The 16,640-nt window shown below is 59.3% G+C and carries 17 protein-coding genes; 2 read left to right on the forward strand and 15 right to left on the reverse strand.

Features of this window, described 5'->3' with window-relative positions:
- Positions 1 to 66: 66 nt before the first annotated feature.
- The 14 genes from MCRY_RS00830 to MCRY_RS00895 all read right to left on the reverse strand — a co-directional run bounded on the left by MCRY_RS00830 (position 67) and on the right by MCRY_RS00895 (position 13,470).
- Positions 67 to 2,175, reverse strand: a complete 2,109-nt coding sequence (locus MCRY_RS00830) for a molybdopterin cofactor-binding domain-containing protein (RefSeq protein ID WP_085627561.1) — start codon at positions 2,173 to 2,175, stop codon at positions 67 to 69.
- Positions 2,172 to 2,627: a (2Fe-2S)-binding protein gene (locus MCRY_RS00835; RefSeq protein ID WP_244897869.1), complete on the reverse strand. Its 456-nt coding sequence runs from the start codon at positions 2,625 to 2,627 to the stop codon at positions 2,172 to 2,174. Before MCRY_RS00835 ends, MCRY_RS00830 begins: the two co-directional genes overlap by 4 nt.
- On the reverse strand, positions 2,624 to 3,103 hold the full coding sequence (locus tag MCRY_RS00840; RefSeq protein ID WP_085627563.1) for an OsmC family protein: 480 nt from the start codon (positions 3,101 to 3,103) through the stop codon (positions 2,624 to 2,626). The genes MCRY_RS00835 and MCRY_RS00840 overlap by 4 nt, the downstream gene beginning before the upstream one ends.
- Positions 3,100 to 4,359, reverse strand: coding sequence for an LVIVD repeat-containing protein (locus MCRY_RS00845; protein WP_085627564.1), 1,260 nt, complete (start codon positions 4,357 to 4,359; stop codon positions 3,100 to 3,102). Before MCRY_RS00845 ends, MCRY_RS00840 begins: the two co-directional genes overlap by 4 nt.
- On the reverse strand, positions 4,356 to 5,870 hold the full coding sequence (locus MCRY_RS00850; protein ID WP_085627565.1) for a tripartite tricarboxylate transporter permease: 1,515 nt from the start codon (positions 5,868 to 5,870) through the stop codon (positions 4,356 to 4,358). Before MCRY_RS00850 ends, MCRY_RS00845 begins: the two co-directional genes overlap by 4 nt.
- Positions 5,863 to 6,375 carry a tripartite tricarboxylate transporter TctB family protein gene (locus MCRY_RS00855; RefSeq protein WP_085627566.1) on the reverse strand — a complete coding sequence of 171 codons (513 nt, stop codon included), beginning with the start codon at positions 6,373 to 6,375 and terminating at the stop codon, positions 5,863 to 5,865. Before MCRY_RS00855 ends, MCRY_RS00850 begins: the two co-directional genes overlap by 8 nt.
- 75 nt (positions 6,376 to 6,450) lie before the next feature.
- Positions 6,451 to 7,446 (reverse strand): tripartite tricarboxylate transporter substrate-binding protein, encoded by a 996-nt coding sequence (locus MCRY_RS00860; protein ID WP_171046058.1) that lies wholly within the window; start codon positions 7,444 to 7,446, stop codon positions 6,451 to 6,453.
- 85 nt (positions 7,447 to 7,531) lie between these two features.
- A complete protein-coding gene (locus MCRY_RS00865) occupies positions 7,532 to 8,317 on the reverse strand; it encodes a sulfite exporter TauE/SafE family protein (RefSeq protein ID WP_085627568.1) in 786 nt (261 codons plus the stop codon).
- A 1-nt stretch (position 8,318) separates the two neighbouring features.
- Positions 8,319 to 9,311, reverse strand: a complete 993-nt coding sequence (locus MCRY_RS00870) for a substrate-binding domain-containing protein (RefSeq protein WP_203276012.1) — start codon at positions 9,309 to 9,311, stop codon at positions 8,319 to 8,321.
- A gap of 22 nt (positions 9,312 to 9,333) precedes the next feature.
- Positions 9,334 to 10,086 (reverse strand): ABC transporter permease, encoded by a 753-nt coding sequence (locus tag MCRY_RS00875; RefSeq protein WP_085627569.1) that lies wholly within the window; start codon positions 10,084 to 10,086, stop codon positions 9,334 to 9,336.
- A 10-nt stretch (positions 10,087 to 10,096) separates the two neighbouring features.
- Complete coding sequence (locus MCRY_RS00880) at positions 10,097 to 10,897, reverse strand: ABC transporter ATP-binding protein (protein ID WP_085627570.1); 801 nt, start codon at positions 10,895 to 10,897, stop codon at positions 10,097 to 10,099.
- On the reverse strand, positions 10,884 to 11,645 hold the full coding sequence (locus MCRY_RS00885; protein WP_085627571.1) for an ABC transporter permease: 762 nt from the start codon (positions 11,643 to 11,645) through the stop codon (positions 10,884 to 10,886). The genes MCRY_RS00880 and MCRY_RS00885 overlap by 14 nt, the downstream gene beginning before the upstream one ends.
- 74 nt (positions 11,646 to 11,719) lie before the next feature.
- Complete coding sequence (locus tag MCRY_RS00890; protein WP_085627572.1) at positions 11,720 to 12,697, reverse strand: ABC transporter substrate-binding protein; 978 nt, start codon at positions 12,695 to 12,697, stop codon at positions 11,720 to 11,722.
- Between the two features lie 83 nt (positions 12,698 to 12,780).
- Positions 12,781 to 13,470: a FadR/GntR family transcriptional regulator gene (locus MCRY_RS00895; RefSeq protein ID WP_085627573.1), complete on the reverse strand. Its 690-nt coding sequence runs from the start codon at positions 13,468 to 13,470 to the stop codon at positions 12,781 to 12,783.
- 180 nt (positions 13,471 to 13,650) lie between these two features.
- Here MCRY_RS00895 and MCRY_RS00900 point away from each other — a divergent pair, with 180 nt between their 5' ends.
- A complete protein-coding gene (locus MCRY_RS00900; protein WP_085627574.1) occupies positions 13,651 to 14,337 on the forward strand; it encodes a fumarylacetoacetate hydrolase family protein in 687 nt (228 codons plus the stop codon).
- Positions 14,338 to 14,537: 200 nt separating this feature from the next.
- On the opposite strand, the gene MCRY_RS00905 is transcribed toward MCRY_RS00900, so the two are convergent.
- Positions 14,538 to 15,518: a LacI family DNA-binding transcriptional regulator gene (locus MCRY_RS00905; RefSeq protein WP_085627575.1), complete on the reverse strand. Its 981-nt coding sequence runs from the start codon at positions 15,516 to 15,518 to the stop codon at positions 14,538 to 14,540.
- Between the two features lie 191 nt (positions 15,519 to 15,709).
- Between MCRY_RS00905 and ltnD the strand changes: the two genes are divergently transcribed.
- Positions 15,710 to 16,606 carry an L-threonate dehydrogenase gene (gene ltnD / locus MCRY_RS00910; RefSeq protein WP_085627576.1) on the forward strand — a complete coding sequence of 299 codons (897 nt, stop codon included), beginning with the start codon at positions 15,710 to 15,712 and terminating at the stop codon, positions 16,604 to 16,606.
- Positions 16,607 to 16,640: the final 34 nt, after the last annotated feature.

The raw sequence follows: 16,640 nt of genomic DNA on the forward strand, positions 1-16,640 counted from the left end.
TGACAGCCCGAAGCAGTGTCTGAAAAATTCATGAACTGAAGGGGCTGTGCTCGCCCCTCTGCCTTCTCATCCTTCAAGGGCGGCTCTTCGTAAAGCATCTGCTGTGAACGGCATGCGCTGCATCCGAAGGCCTGTGCAATTTCGAATAGCATTGGCGATCGCTGCTACAGTGGGACCTGGCGACGCCTCTCCAGCACCGACGGACGGATCCGAAGTGTTGCCGAGCAGGTGAGTGTCGATGATCGGTACATTGTCAAAGCGGATCACCGGGTAGCTGTCCCAATCGCGTGAGGTGATGCCGTCACGGTCCCATGTGACCTCTTCGCAGAGTGCCCAGCTTGCCGCTTGCATGACACCACCTTCAAGCTGCGCCGTCAGTCCGTCCGGGTCGATCACGCGGCCTGCATCGGCAACAAGTGTGACGCGATGAAGCTTCACTTCGGCGGTGTCGGTCACGGTCAAGTCAACGGCCAGGCCAACTCGGGTCATGACATTCTTGTACTGGGCATAGGCGATGCCGCGTCCCATCTCTTCGGCCAGCGGCGGCAGGGCTGATAGGCGGCGCTCCAATGCGTCCAGCAGGGCTATGGTGCGGGTGTCGTTGAGATGGGCGCGGCGGAAAGAGATCGGGTCGATACCGGCAGAATGCGCGGCCTCGTCCATCGTGCTTTCCAGTGCAAAGATATTGGTGACAGCGCCAAGGCAACGCATCGCGGAGGTGCGGTGAGGCAGACCTTGGACAAGGTTCTTGACCAGACGAGTTTCCGCAATGTCGTAGATCGGATCAAGGTTCCGATGCATCCCGGCATGGTTGCCCATATTCGGTGGCGATACGTAAGGCGCGAGCGCATCGGCACGGAACCGGTTTGCCAGAAGTTTCGCGGGACCGGCGCGGTTGGGGCCGGGGCGCGGGCGGCCTCGATGCGTGTCGCTGAAGGCTTCGGCTGACAGCGCAGTGATATGGCCGTTGTTCAAGGTCGCATCGACCTGAACAGCCATCGCCGGGGCATAAGGTTCCCATGCGTGTTCATCCTCGCGCGACCATTTGAACAAGATCGGCGTGTGAGGATGCGCCATCGCGATCAGTGCGGCCTCAAATGCCGCGTCGTCGGCACCGTTGTGGCCGTAACAGCCAGAGCCGGGAACATAAGTGATCTCAACCTGTTCCAGTAACAGGCCAAGACTGTCGGCAATCGCCTCGCGTAGTGGATAGATGCCTTGGCTGTGACTTTTCAGGAAAAGGCGATTGTCCGTCCATTCCGCCAAAGCGGCCGAAGGCGCTAATGCGCCATGCATTTGGTAAGGGCGTTCGAACCGGGCGCTGAGGTCGGGTGTGGGCAGCCGGTCGGGCACGGGGGCTTTTTGCGGTGTGCCGCTGATCACCGGGAAGCGTTGAGCGTTGTCAGGGGTGAATTGCGCGAAAACGTCGGTTTCAGGCAAGCCACCGCCCATATCCCAAGAGCAGGCAAAGCCAAGGCTGGTGGATGCCTTGACCACATCCCACTCGCGTGGGCCAGCTACGGCAAGGAAGCTGCCATCACGGATGATGTGCAGCCCTTTGGCTTTCATCCGGTCGAATGAAGTCTGATCGATATCGCGCAGCGTCGCTTTGGCGTGCGGTGGGCTGACGCGGCGGGCGTGCCACATTCCAGGTAGGTCAAGGTCATGTATATAGGTGAACCGACCTGCGACCATCTCGGTGATGCCGCGCATCGTGGGGGCTGGAGCGCTTTCAGGAACATGTCGGGGCAGGGTGGGATCAACGGGCAAGTTCGAGGGTAGGTCGCGGGCAAGATCAGTCAGAGCAAGGCGTAGATTGGTGCCCGCTCGCTCCACATAGCCATCTACAAGCAACCATTCAGAAAGATCACCGCCATGTTGGGCCATAGCCGCATCAAGTAGATACTTGCGAAGGGTCGCAGAGGCAGAAGCTACAGCTCGGCCAGATTGTTCGATGGAATTGCTGCCCGAGGTGATACCTTCGTCCGGTGCAGTTCCGGTGCGGACTGTCGCGATCTCCACAAGCGACAGAGGCACCGCCAGTTCCTCTTGCACAATCCGCAATAGCGCGTTCGAAATACGCTGCCCAATATCGACCTTGCCGGTGTGGACCAGCAGGCGGTCGCCGTCCATGGTGATCCAATCCGAGACAAGTGGATACGCACCAAGACTCATTCTGCGATGGCCTCTTTGATAGCCCTAAGCACGCGCGGGTGGGATCCGCAGCGACAAAGATGCGGGGTCAGTGCGGCCTTGGTCGTCGCTTCGTCTGGCTTAGGGCTCTTGGACAATAGTGCGGTTGCGGCAACCACAAGACCAGAGGTGCAGTAGCCGCATTGCGCGGCGGTTTGTGCAATGAACGCCTGTTGTACCCGCTTGCCGACTTCCGTTTCGGAAATGCCTTCGATCGTGGTGATCTCTTGACCGTCGAACACCTCAACCGGCGTCACGCAGGACAGCACGGCCTTCCCATCGACCAACACTGCACAGGCCCCGCATTGTTCGAGGCCGCAGCCCAGTTTCGTGCCTTTCAGTTTCAACTCGTCCCGCAGGACATAGATCAGCGGGGTGTCTGGGTCCGACCTGATGTCATGCTGTATTCCGTTGATCTTCAGCCTCAGGTTCACGGCGTGACACGCTCCCATGTGATTTGAACGTCCACATCCGCTGATTTGAACAGGTTCATCACCGGGCAGCGGTATTCGACGTTGCGGGTGAGGCGGTCGAACCGATCCTGCGTTTCCTCGGTATGGACCCGGATGCGCAGTTTGACCCAGTTGAAATAGGGCCGCACGCCCTGCACGCCGCGGCTGCCGCGCTGGTCGACCTCGCCATCTGCCTCCATGTCGACGGCGGTGTAGGCGAATTGCATCGCTTCGGCGCAGCGGTTGATGATGACGCCTTCGCAACCCAACAGCGACGACAGCGTCATTTCCAGCGGCGTCGGTCCGGTGTTGCTTTCTTTTTCGTCGGTGATGACGATGTGATCGCGCACCATCATGACCGACCGGGTCGATGCCTCGTTTCGGGCGCTGACGCGGCGGATGCCCAGCGCCTTGGTGTTGGGATCGACGCTGGGGGGCAGCAGGTCATGATCGCTCATAGCGTCATCTCCAGAATGTCGAGGCCACGGTTGCGGTCCAACACATAGATCAGGCCGTTGTCATCCACGTCGACGTCATTGGATTGGGGTGGAGCGCCGGTGGGTCCGGGCTCCATGAAATGCGCCACTTCGACGGGCAGGTGCGGATCGGCCACATCGAGCACCCGCAGACCACCCGCGAACCAAGTCGCGTAGATCTGTGTGCTGTCCAGCTTTTCGCGGAACTGATGTCCGCCAAAGCGCACGCCCTCTTCGCCGACCCAGGGACAGAACCGTTCCGACAGATCCCATGCCGCGACGGGTTCCATGTTGTTCAGGTCGGTCACGTCCATGATCCAGATGAAGCCGTGCAGGCGACCGGGCTTGTGGTCATGTTCCTCGTCGATCACGACGGCATAGCGTTTGCCGTTGATCAACCGTTCCAGAGGCATGACCGTGTGGGTCGGTTCTGGGATCGCCTTGGGAAAGCGGTAGCTGCCCTTGACCGTCGGATGGGTGATGTCGCTGGCGTCCAGCACCCGGAACCCGGCATGCCAGACCGCCGCCCAAAGCTCGTCGCCGCAGCGCATGGCGTGGTGCAGGCGGTGGCTGTAGCCGACACCTGTGGGGGTCTCGCCATTGGCCACGTGCTGCCCCGGCATATGCCAATGCGATACTTCGGTCGGGTTGGTGGGATCAGACAGGTCATAGATGACAAGGATGTTGCCGACATAGCCTTCCATCTCGGTCGAGATATAGGCGTAATTCGCGTCCATATCGAAGCGGTGCACGCCGAACCCGTGCGTCTTGACGTAGGACAGCAGCTTTGGCGCGGTCTTGTCCGAGATGTCCCAGATACGGAACCCGCCGCTGTGATACCCACGCTGCAACGCTTCTTCCAGAACAGGGATGTCCGATGGTTTGACAGACAGGCGCTCGGCGATCTGGGCGTCCGACAGTCCCTCGGCGCGCAGGCCCGCGATCTTATCGCCTTTGCGCAGGAAATGTCGGCGGTCCATTTCCACATTGGTGATCATCAGATCGCCGACCACCTTGACCTTATGGGTATGCGACCACTCATCCGGCGGGGCGACATGTGACACAACCGTGGGATTAGCGGGATCTGACACGTCGATGATCGACGTGCCCATGGGCGGTTTCATATGCCCGACATAGGCATAGCTGCCCCGCACGACCACTTCGCCACCGCCTTCGATATCCAGATGACCCAGTCGGCGGATATTGCGCGCCAGATCATATTCGACTTCACGTTTCATTCCGCAGGCACCTCGAATTTGCGTTTGCGCCGCATGCCAAAGACAATGGGCAGGATGATGGACAGTGCGAAGGCCACCCAGAGGATGTTGCCCAGCGTGGACGAGAAGAGAACCATGATGTCGCCATCGGATTTCTTGAGCGACCAGAGGAAGTATTTTTCCAGAAGCGGACCAAGGATGACCCCGATCAGGATCGCGGCGACATGGTAGCCAGTGCGCCGCGCGATATAGCCCAGAACACCGAAGGCCAGCGCGAGGTACATGTCGAACATGTATTCACGCGGAACAAAGCCGCCGACCAGCGTGAAGGCGATGATCATCGGCGCAAGGTAGATCGTCGGGATCGTGGTGACGTGGCTCATGTAGCGGCTGAGCGGCAGGATGGTCAGGAACATGATCACGTAGCTGACCGCCATTGCCATGAACATGCCGTAACCCACCTTGGGCTGGTTCTCGAACAGGGACGGGCCAAAGCTGACACCGTGGAACTGCATCACCACCAGCATGATCGCCGCAGTGGCCCCACCGGGAATTCCCAGCACCAGAAGCGGCACCAGCGTGCCCGAGGTGACACCGTTGTTGGCGGACTCGGGCGCGATCAGGCCTTCGGGGTGACCGGTGCCGTAGAGTTCCGGCGTCTTGGAGAAGCTGCGCGACTGCTGATAGGCCACGAAGCTGGCGATGGATGCGCCTGCACCCGGGATCACGCCGATCACCAGACCGATGATCGAGGTCCAAACGATGTGCACCCAGCGCTTCAGCGCGATGCGCACCCCGTCAAAGGTATCGCCCCAATTGGGGGTCTTGGGTTCGCCGTCGTGGTTCACGATCACGCGTTTTTCGATGATGACGAAGGCTTCGGAGACCGCGAAGAGGCCGACCAGCGCCGGGATCAGCGGCACGCCGTCGTAGAGCTCGAGAATGCCGAAGGTCCCGCGCGGCGTGGCGTAGACCACATCTGTGCCGATGGAGCCGATCATCAGGCCCAGAAAGCCCGCGATCAGTCCCTTGACCATGTCCTGTGCTGCGATCGACGCGATCAGGGAAATGCCGAAGAGCATGACCACGATCATCTCGACCGAATGCATGTAAAAGCCGACGCGGGCGAGGATCGGCATGGTGGCCAGCGCGATGATCGTCGTCAGCAGGCCGCCGATGCAGGAGGCGACAAATGAGATCGCCAGTGCCTGCTGTCCCTTGCCTTGCTTGGCCATCGGGTAGCCGTCCAGCGGTGTGGCCGCTGCCCCCGCCGTGCCGGGGATGTTCACGAGGATCGCCGGAATGCCCGCGCCCATGCGGGCCGAACAATAAAGCGAAATCATGAACACCAGACCCGATTGCAGATCGAGTGCCAGTGTCAGCGGCATCAGGATGATGATGGTGTTGGCGGCCGAAAAGCCGGGAATGCCGCCGACGATCAGGCCCAGAAGGATCGTCGGGACGATGATGTACCAATAGCCGATGGTTTCAAAGAACACCTCGACCAGGATGGAGGCTGTGCTGCTATCCATTTGCCAGTACCGCTTTCATGGTCGTTTCGAACCAGCCGCGCGGAAACCGCGTGTCGAATGCCCAGATGAACACTGCCCAGCCGGTAAGCGCCATCGCCGCCGAGATCATCGTGATGAAACCGGCGTTCTTGCCCTTGGCGAGGATCAGCATGCTGGCCGCAAGGAACAGAAAGGTCATCAGCGTAAAACCCAGCGTGTCGATGAACATCACGTAGGCGATGGTGGTCACCAGCAGGCCGATGCGCCCGGTGCGGATGTCGTCCATCGTGAAGAGGTTGCCGACCCCGAGCGTGCCTTCACCGCGGACAAGCCAGATCCCGGCGCGCACGAAGAAGATCGCGCAGACCAGAAGCAGGATGCCTCCGACGATGAAGGCGCTAACCTGTGCGGTCCATGGCGAGTTCCAGATCGTCGAGAAGAAGTAGATCGTGAAGCCCACCGCGAGGATGGGGATGACAAGCTCTCCACCGATCTGGCGCGGCGGTTTGTGGTGGTCCGAGGGCATGGGCAGGCCGTCCTGTGTGCGAATGGGGTGGGGTGTGACCGGCAACGATCCATGCGCTGCCGGTCAAGAGCGCGGTTACGCGCCGGTCAGAAGCGATTTGTAGCGGGCACCCAGTTCCAGCATGGATTGTTTGAAGGCCGCGCATTCCTCGATACCGGCATATTGCAGGTATTCCGGCTGGCCCTTTTGGGCGACATAAGCTTCCATCAGCTTTGGATCGTCGAATGTCTCACGGAATGTCGAGGTCAGCAGCTCGAACCGGTCCGGGAAATCGTCCGCGGCTTTCTGGTGGATGCCGAACGCCCGTGCTGACAGCATTTCGGGCAGGTCCATGTCATAAGCGTCATTGATGCTGGGCGCGTTGTCGAGCGCCTCGCCGACGATGTTGTCGCCGAAGACCAGCAGCGTCTTGACGCTGTCACCCGCCGCAATCACCGAGCCGGATGTCAGGACCGAGAAATCGACCTCGCCGGTCACGGCGCCGGCCACGGTGCCTTTGCCGCCCTGAAGCGGGATCAGGTTGAAGTCGACGCCCAGCTTGTCGCCCAGTGCCAGCAGCCCGATCGAGGCCGGGTGCGCCATGCGACTTGTGCCGACATTCAGACGGCGTGTCTTGGCCGCTGCGATGATGTCATCCATCGTTTGCAGCGGGCTTTCGGCGCCCACGAACAGGCAGCACGGGTCCTTGTCGACCTGGCCGAAATAGAAGTAGTCGTTCACGTCGAAGCTGGGTTCCTGCATCGCCCAGTTGAGAACCTCGGGACCCATGTTGCCGAAGATCAGGTTGTAGCAATCGGGCTCGGCCTTACCCATGTAGATCTCGTAGCCCACACGGCCCGACGCGCCCGGATAGAAACCGGGTTCGAAATCTGTGCCGAGCTTTTCCTTCCACACGCTCGAAAAGGCGCGGAAGTTGCGGTCGGCACCACCGCCTTCAGAAGTCGGGACATAGACGCTGATATTACGGTCGGGGAACGTGTTGGCCCGGACCAGTGCCGGAGTGGCAAGGGTCAGGGCTGCGGCTGCAGCACCGGTGCCAAGCAGGGTGCGGCGGTTGATGGTCTGTTTCATGGACATGGTTTCCTCCCAGTTACATGTTCAAATTCGTCTGCGCGGATGATGGTCCACTGCCGGGGTCGCGCACTTGCCCGGCGGCTTAGTTGGTTCCTCCTGTCGGTGCCTCTGGGGCAGCGGCAAAGAACACGTCGCTGGCCCCGGCATAGATCAGGCGCACGGCCAGCAGCGACAGTACCACGGTCAGCACGATGCCAAAGCGGCGGTCGTCGATCTTGGCGAGCATGAGCCGCCCGGCCAGCGTGCCCAGCACTCCGGCAGCGATCAGCAGCGCGATCAGCCCGGCCCAGATGCTGAAGGCAAAGCCGAGGATGCCGAACATGATCGTCTTGAGCAGGTGCTGCAGCGTCATGAACATCGCGTGTGTGGCGACATGGGCATGGCGGTCGAGGCCCTGCGCCTTCACATAGGTGGCCACGAAGGGGCCTGTTCCGCCAAAGAACATCGTCAGGAAACTGGACACCGTGCCGGTCACCGCGCCAGAGCGGCGCAGGAAAGCCGGTGGCTTGGTCAGAACCGACCAGAGGATGAACAGCCCGACACCCATCTGGATCCAGCCGGGCTCCAATTGGACAACCAGTGATCCGCCGATCAGGATGCCGACAAGCGCGCCGCCCGCGAACGGGCCCAGCAGATCGAACCTCATGTAGCGGGTCATTATCGCGGCGCGCCCGGCGTTTGAGCCAAGCTGAACCAGCCCGTGTACCGGGATGATCGCGGGCGCGGGCAGGAGCGTGGCAAGCACGGCAAGCATCACCGCGCCACCGCCGATGCCGAAGGCGATGGTGATGAAAGACCCAAGAAAGCTGAACGCCAGAAGCGTTATCGCTGTCGGCCATCCCAATCCTGCGTGCCACATTTCCATCATCTCAGGCGTCCAGAACCGAAGGGTGGAACAGGGATTGCGGCGCGACCGGACCTGCTGCGAGGTGCTGATCCAGCGAATAGCGGCAGATCGCGTTGATCTCGTCCATGTTGGCGGTGCAGCCATAGCTCCAATAATCCGGCCCCATGCTGGCCAGCGTCCGTTCCATCGCGGAATTGAGCCAAGGCAGAGTCATCCGGTTCGCGTTCCCCAGCCAGATGGACCGGAGCTGCGCCATCGCGAGGTCGCGGGATTGCACGAACGCATCATAGAGCGCGCGCGGCAGGTCTGGGTATTGTTCGGCCACGCTTTTGCGGATGCCGATCAGGTGCATGATGGGAAAGAATCCGGTTTTGGCGTGATAGGCCTGTTCTGCCGTCTCGAAGTCAGGGATCAGGCGTACGAGATCTGGATTTCCTTCCAGAAACGCCTGCGGTGGTTTGGGGGCCAAAAGCCCGTCAATCTCACCGCGCAAGAGCATGTCCTGAAGTGTGTCACCTTCTGTGATCGGTTCGACCACCATGCCTTTGGGCAGCGCCAGTTCCAGCCGTTCGCGCCGCACGCCTTCGTCCAGTGCGCCTGTACGCCAATGAATGTCGTCGCAAGCGACGCCGTATTCATCCGCCAGAATGCCCCGCATCCAAAGAGCGGCGGTCATTTGGTATTCCGGCACGCCAATCTTGCGACCCGCGAAATCAGCCGGGCTATCGATTCCGGAACCAGCGCGGGCAAAGAACCCGCTGTGTCGGAACGCCCGGCTGACAAAGGCAGGGATTGCCGTGTAATCCGACCCGCCACGCGACAGTTGCAAAACGTAGCTGGATACCGACATCTCGGTGATGTCAAACCGCGCCTCTTGAACCGCCCAGGGGAAAAGTTTGGAGGTCGGGTGAATATGGCTTTCGAGCATGACGCCGGGCACCGTGACGCGCCCGTCATGCAATGCCATCACGCGATCATGGTCCCATGTTGCCAGTGTCAGGGTCAGATGGCTCACGCGTTTGTTGCCTCCATGCCGATCACCGCTTGGCCGCGTAGTAGGAGACGCGCCGTTCAAGGTACGCGAGGAATTCCGATATCGTGAACGCCAGCGCGAAAAGCACGATCAAGACCGCCCAGAAGTGTCCCATCAGGAAGTTGGCCGAATAAAGTTCGAACAACGCACCAAAGCCCACGATTGAGATCAGCAATTGCCCGATGATCACACCTTTGACTGCCCGGATGACGCCAATGCGTACACCGCCGAGGATTTCGGGAAGGGCTGCCCAGAAGTAGATCTTGAAGAACGCATCTGTTGGCGACGCGCCAAAGCTGTGCGCCATTTCCACCAGCGACCGGTTGATCTGACGGACCCCGGCGCGCGAGTTGAGGATGATGATCCAGATCGCAAACAGCGTCGTGGTGATGATGATGGACTTCATGCCGAAGCCGAACAGCACCATCAGAACCGGCACCAGCGCGGTCAGTGGTGCGCTCAGGAACACGTTGACCCAAGGCAGGAGCAATTCGTCCAGAAGGCGGCTCTTGCCCATGAGGATACCTGTGGGGATGCCGATCACGATGGCAAAAAACACACCCGCGAGAAACGCGTAGGCGGTCTCGAACAGCGCTTTCTGAAACGCTGCAGTTCCAAGGATTTCGAACAGCGTGCCAAGAACTTCGCTCAGCGGTGGTATGAAGAATGTCAGCCCGGCCTGACCCACGATCTCCCACAAGAGACCCCAGAGCAGAAGTGACGACATTCCAGGAAGGCGGTATCCGAACAGTGTCATGATGCCCGCCTCATTCCACGTAGGTTCTGAGCGACGCCCAGATCTCATCTACGATATCGAGGTATTCCGGGTCGCGGCGAATGTTGTCGACGCCTTTGTTCCGGAAGCTGGACGGGCGGATGATCTCGGACACGCGGCTGGGGCGCGGCAAGAGGATGGCGATCTGGTCGGATACATAGACCGCTTCTTCGATCGAATGGGTCACGAAGATGAAGGTCTTGTTTTCATTCTGCACAAGTTGCAGCAGGTCTTCCTGAAACTTGCGGCGAGTCTGTTCGTCAACGGCCGAGAACGGCTCGTCCATCAGCAACACTTGTGCATCCACGGCCAGGGCACGGGCAAGGCCCACGCGTTGACGCATGCCGCCGGACAGTTCGTGCGGATAGCTGTGTTCGAACCCGGCAAGGCCGACTTCTTTAATGTATTTCTCGGCGCGCGCTTCGCGCTCGGATGCAGCGACACCGCGCATCTCAAGCCCGAATGCCACGTTGCGCAGAACAGTCGCCCAAGGCAGTAGCGCGAAATCCTGGAACACGAAGGCGCGGTCGGGACCAGGGCCGGTGACGCGTTTGCCGTTCACTTCGACTTCACCTGAGGTCGGTTCCAGCAGGCCCGCAATGATCTTGAGCAACGTGGTCTTGCCGCAGCCAGACGGGCCCAAAAGCGACGTCAACTGCCCGCGCGGAAACTCAAGCGACATATTCTGAAGCGCTTGCACGTCACCGTAGTTCTTCGAGATATTTCGGGCGGAAACCGCACTTTCGAACTCGGCAGCCGGTGTCGGCGCAAGCGGTTCCTTAATCTGAGACATAGCCACGTTGATTTCCTTTGAAGAGAGTGACCTCGATCTTTTCGAGCAGGTTCAGGAACAGAACCGCGAGCAGGATGATCGAGAAGATGGCGGCGTACATACTGGGGTAGTCCGCGATAGAGCGGCTGTAGGTGATGATGTCCCCAACGCCCGTGGGTGTGATTTTCAGCTCGGACAGGATCGCGCCGATGAAACCGGCGGAAATGCCCAACCGCAAACCGGCAAAGATCACCGGCGACGCGGCGGGAATAATGATGCGCAGGATGATGGACGTTTCGGATGCGAGGAATGACCGTCCCATTTCCTTGAAAGATTCAGGCGTGTTGCGAACCGCACCGCTGGTGTTCAGCACGATTACAGGCATCGCCATGATGCAGACGACCAGCACCTTGGACGTCAGACCGATGCCGTAGGCCAAAACCAACAACGGGATCAGCGCTGCCAAAGGGGCCGCCTGCATCACGATGAAGATCGGCGAGAACAGCCAGTCGAATGTCTTGCTTAACCCGACCCAGAGACCGATGGCGATGCCAAGGACTGCCGATATGGCGACCCCAATAGCTAGCGGTTTCAGCGTTTCGGCGTAGGCATCGAAGATTGTGCCATCAAGCGTCATCGACAGCAGCGCGCTCATGGATTCGAGAAAGGTCGGGAATGCGAAACTGACGGGCACACGGCCCGCGATTTCCCACGCGCCGAACAGGATCACGGCAGAAAGCAGTTTGAGAAGCAGGGCGCGGTTTGGCATGTGGCGGTATCTTTCGGACTGCAATGAGAAAAAGTCGCTGCGCGGGCATCCCGCGCAGCGGCAGTGCAAAAAGCTTAGTTCATCGCGGCGTCAAGTGGGGCGAGATACCAGAAGTCTTCGATGTTCAACTCGTCCGGTGTGCCTTCGAGCTGGCCTGCAGCAGAGTACCACTCCATATCGGCCTGCGCGGCTTTGCGACCGCCACCGTTTGGATCATAAAGTCCACCTTCGACCGCATCCGCATAGAACCCGTCGAGTTCTGCGAGGATTTCTGCCGGGAGTTGACCAATGGGTCCGTCGGGGTTGGTTTCGCGACGGATGATCGTCGGGTCTTTGGCCATGTCCTGCCAGACGCTGACCAGGGCGTTCACAAAGATCGACACGTCTTCTTCGTTTTCCTGAATCCAGTTCAGGTTGCCAAACAGGGCCTCATCGCTCGCATCGACTTCAAACATTTCGAGAACATTGAAGTCGGCACCCGCAGCACTGCGCATCAATTTGTTCTTGTTGGACAGGTCGATGATGGTGGCATCTGCGCGTCCGCCCAGAAGGGCGGCGACCCGATTTGACGAACCGGGAACATAGGACCGTTCGCCGAAGGTAATACCAACCCGTTCTTCGATCACGTTTGCAATCGAGTCGGTGCCACCACCTCGCGAGTGCAGCAGGATCGGCTCACCGTTCATGTCTTCCAGCGAATTGTATTTCTGGGTCGTCACTGGAAAGAACTTGAGCTTTGACAGCTGAAAGATGATCCGCAGCGGCGCTTTGGAGCGCTGCATGGCTGCGTAGGGCGTGCCGAAACCGATATCCATCTGACCGCTCAGTACAGATTGGATCGCCAGCTCTTCGTCCGAGAACGCCGTCCATTCATAATCCAAGCCATTCGCCTTGGCCCGGTCCAGTGCGACGAAGAACGCTGCGAGTTCATCGGATGGGGTTTCCGCAAGAGCGATACGGATTTTCTCGGCCTGTGCCGGACCGGCGCTAAGGCCGATGGCTGCGGGCAGTACGAGGGCCGCGACTGCGGCTGCCTTGATAAAACGAAACATGTGTCTCCTCCCTGAGATCGTGTTGATCGTCGTCTTTGCGGGCGTTGTTGTGCTTGGTGCCCCGCGGTTTGTGCTTCTTTCTGTCAAACCTCCCCGAACAGGCGTGCGGAGACTGAACCAAGATGCGCGCGCATGGCATCTTGGGCCGCCTTTGGATCGCGTGCTTCGATGGCTGCCACGATGGCGTCATGTTCAGCGAAGCTCGAATGGGTGCGCGAAGGTCTGTCGGAACTGCGGACCACCATGTTCCAAGCCACAGCACGCCGTACCGCGTTCAAGTGGTCAAACAGCGACAGCAAAAGCACGTTGTCCGTGGCTTCGGCCAGAACACGGTGGAAATTGTCATCTTGCGCCTCGTACTCGTCCCAGTTCGGCGCTTCGGTTGCCAAGTCGCGGGAGTGCTTCAAGTGTCGAACAGCCTCTTCCGACGCGTGCAGGGCAGTTTCACGTGCGATGGCAGGCTCCAGCGACAGGCGGGCGCGCATCAGCTGCACAGGCGTGACTTGCTGGCTGAGCAGCTTAAGATTGCTGGGGCCAGACGTGACATTTGGCGATGCGATAAACGTGCCTTTGCCGACATGCCGCCAGATCGCGCCTTCATGTTCCAGAGTGTCCAGAGCTTTGCGCAAGCGTGCGCGGGTCACATCCAGTCGCACGATAAGATCACGCTCTGATTCGAGCCGGTCCCCGGGCTTATACCCGCCCTCGGCGATATAGGACCGCAGCTTTGACACCACGTCATCTGTATCCACCGTGACAGAGTTCATCAGCATGAATTGGCCCTCATATTGGTCAACCAATTTCCGCCAATGGCGGCGGTTTGACACGAGGCTAAGCCTAAATTGGGCGATCAATCAATGATTTTTCTTGCAATTCAAGAGTTGGTCGAGAATTGATTTACGTATCGCGCTGAGCTAATCCACCCTAAGCCAATAAAAATTCCGGAGAACTGCATGACCCAATACGCAATCGAAACACCGCCTGTCGTGGCACTTCCCGTGGCCGGGCAGGATACGTTGTTCCCGGTCCGCCGGATTTACTGCATCGGTCGCAACTACGCGGCGCACGCCATTGAGATGGGTCATGATCCGGATCGGGAAGATCCGTTTTTCTTTCAGAAAAACCCTAACAATCTGACCACGTCTGACACCTTCCCGTACCCGCCGCACACGTCGGATGTGCACCACGAGGCAGAGATGCTTGTGGCGTTGAAAACGGGCGGAACAAACATCCCGGTTTCCTCGGCCCTGGACCATGTGTTCGGCTACGGCCTAGCGCTTGATATGACACGGCGTGACCTGCAAGGAATCGCCAAGAAGGCTGGACGCCCTTGGGAGATCGGTAAGGCGTTCGAGCAGTCCGCGCCCTGTGGACCGATTCACACGGTGGAAAAAGTGGGGCATCTCGATCAGGGTCGAGTTGAACTCAAGGTCAACGATGAGGTGCGTCAGGAAGGTGACTTGAACCAGATGATCTGGAAAGTGCCTGAAATGATCTCGTACTTGTCCGAGTATTTTGAACTTGCCCCCGGTGACGTCATTCTCTCGGGTACCCCGTCTGGCGTGGGTCCGGTCGTCAAAGGTGACAAGATGGAACTGTCGATCGACGGGTTGGGCTCATTGAGCGTCGTTGTCGGGTAAAGCCGCAGTTTGATGTGTACTGGATGGTCGCCCAATTGAGGGGGCGTGTTTTGCTCACGGTAGAGCTGACCAAGCAAAGTTCAGCGTTTTAATTGACATGTCGCGCCCATGGGCGCGGCATTCTTTTTTGGCAGTGGCGCAGGCCGATGGGATCCGGATGGATGTATGGACTGCGAACCCGCCAAGACGGCGAGAGCTGCTTAGCTCGTCTGTCCGGGGATCAGGTGAAATCCAAGATCAATGACGCGTGGCACTTCTGACGTGTCGTGGTCGTCAATCAAATGCTGGGCAGCGCGGATTCCCATCTCGAGCCGGGGAGTTTCCACCGTTGTAAGTTGAATGGGCAATGCTTCGAGGAATGGCAACCCGTTGAAGCCAGCAAGTGCCACGTCTGTCGGCATTGTCACCCCGTGGCTCAGGCAATGCATAATACCGCCTGCCGCCAGATCATCATTCGAATAATAGATCGCTTCCGGTCTGTCGGGCGCGGATAAGACTGTCGCGGTGGCGCGACGCCCCTCAATCATCGACGAGGGGCCGTCCGAGACATGCTCGACCAAAATCTGTCCACCGCTGTCGCGGACAGCGTCCCGGAAGCCATTGAAGCGTTTGACTGCCCGCAAGTCGCGGGCGCCCTGACTGCCGATATAGCCGAAGCGACGATAACCCTTTGTTAACATATATCGAGCAGTTGCCTGACCCGCTGCATACTGTGACAGCCCAAACGCGATGGAGATCGGATCGCCATCAATGTCCATCACTTCGACAACGCGAACCCCTGCCGCGCGGATGGCAATGCGTGTTGCGTCGGAGTGTTCCAGTCCCGGCAGGATTATACCTTGCGGGCGCCATGACAGCAGATCGCGGACAAGTTCCTCTTCTGTGGCTTCAGAATATTCCGTTACGCCGAACACCGGCTGCAAGCCACGGCCAGACAGAGTGGCGGTGATGCCATCCAGAACTTCCGAAAACACGCGGTTCCCAAGCGTCGGCAGAACGACCGCGATCAAAGGGGTGGTTTCGTCCCGGAGCGAAGTGGCAAGCCGGTTTGGGACGTACCCCAATTTGCGCGCGGCTTGTTCAACGCGGTGGCGGACTTGCTCTGATGTTTGGCCGGTTCCGCGCATTACACGTGACACGGTCATCTGGCTCACGCCAGCCTCGATCGCGACGTCGTCCATTGTTGGTCGCGAATCGACTTTGCCTGTCACTGCACCGGCCTCCTGACGGCCATATTCTTATGGGTTTAAATTGAACTGAAAAGAATGTTCTTGACAAGTGTTTACGTAAACACTGATAAAAAAGCCTGATGTTTACGTAAACATATGCGCCCGCTTTGTTGAGGGCCGTTTGGTGGTCAGGGGGGAACACCATGACACGCGTCTTGAAGACGGCCGTCGTTGGGCTTGGCTCCATGGGATACGGGATGGCACTTTCCTGTCTGCGCGCGGGGCATCAGGTATGGGGTGTGGACATAAATCCTGAAGCTGTTGACCGCCTTAAGGCCGAGGGAGGTGAGCCAGGCAACTTGCCGCGCGATTTGGATGCTGTGGTCGTGGTTGTCCTGAACGCGGCGCAAGCCGAAGCCGTTCTGTTCGGAGATGAAGGCATTGTGCCGACCTTGTCGTCCGGGGCTATTGTCCTTTCCTGTGTCACCGTTGCTCCGGAATTTGCCTGCAGGATGGAGGCTCGGTGCACAGACCACGGCGTACATTACCTTGATGCGCCGATTTCAGGCGGTGCGGTGAAGGCTTCACAGGGCAAGTTGACGATCATGGCGTCGGGAACCGCAACGGCGTTTGACGCGGCCGCGCCGGTTCTGGATGCTTGCGCTGAAACTGTGTTCACACTCGGGGCAACGGCAGGCCCGGGTTCGGCCATGAAGGCGGTCAACCAGCTCTTGGCAGGCGTTCATATCGCAACCATGGCCGAAGCGCTGACATTCGGAATGACTCAGGGGATTGCCCCGGATCAGTTCCTGAACGTCATCAGTAAATGTGCCGGATCAAGTTGGATGCTTGAAAATCGCGCACCGCATGTGGTGGCTGGTGATTACAGCCCCAAAAGCCAAATCAACATCTGGCCCAAGGACCTAGGCATCGTTTTGGAAGTCGCGTCATCCGTCGGCTTTGATGCCCCAATCGCCCGTGCCGCTCTGTCGCAATACACGGCTGCCGTCGAGATGGGTCTCGGCGCGGAAGATGATGCTGCCGTCACCAAGGTTTACGCAGAAAATGCCGGTGTGACGCTGCCAAACAAACAAGACTGAGCTGGGGCACACGCCGTGCTGTGGCTTGAGTCAC

The organism is Marivita cryptomonadis (genome assembly GCF_002115725.1).
GTDB lineage: Bacteria > Pseudomonadota > Alphaproteobacteria > Rhodobacterales > Rhodobacteraceae > Marivita > Marivita cryptomonadis.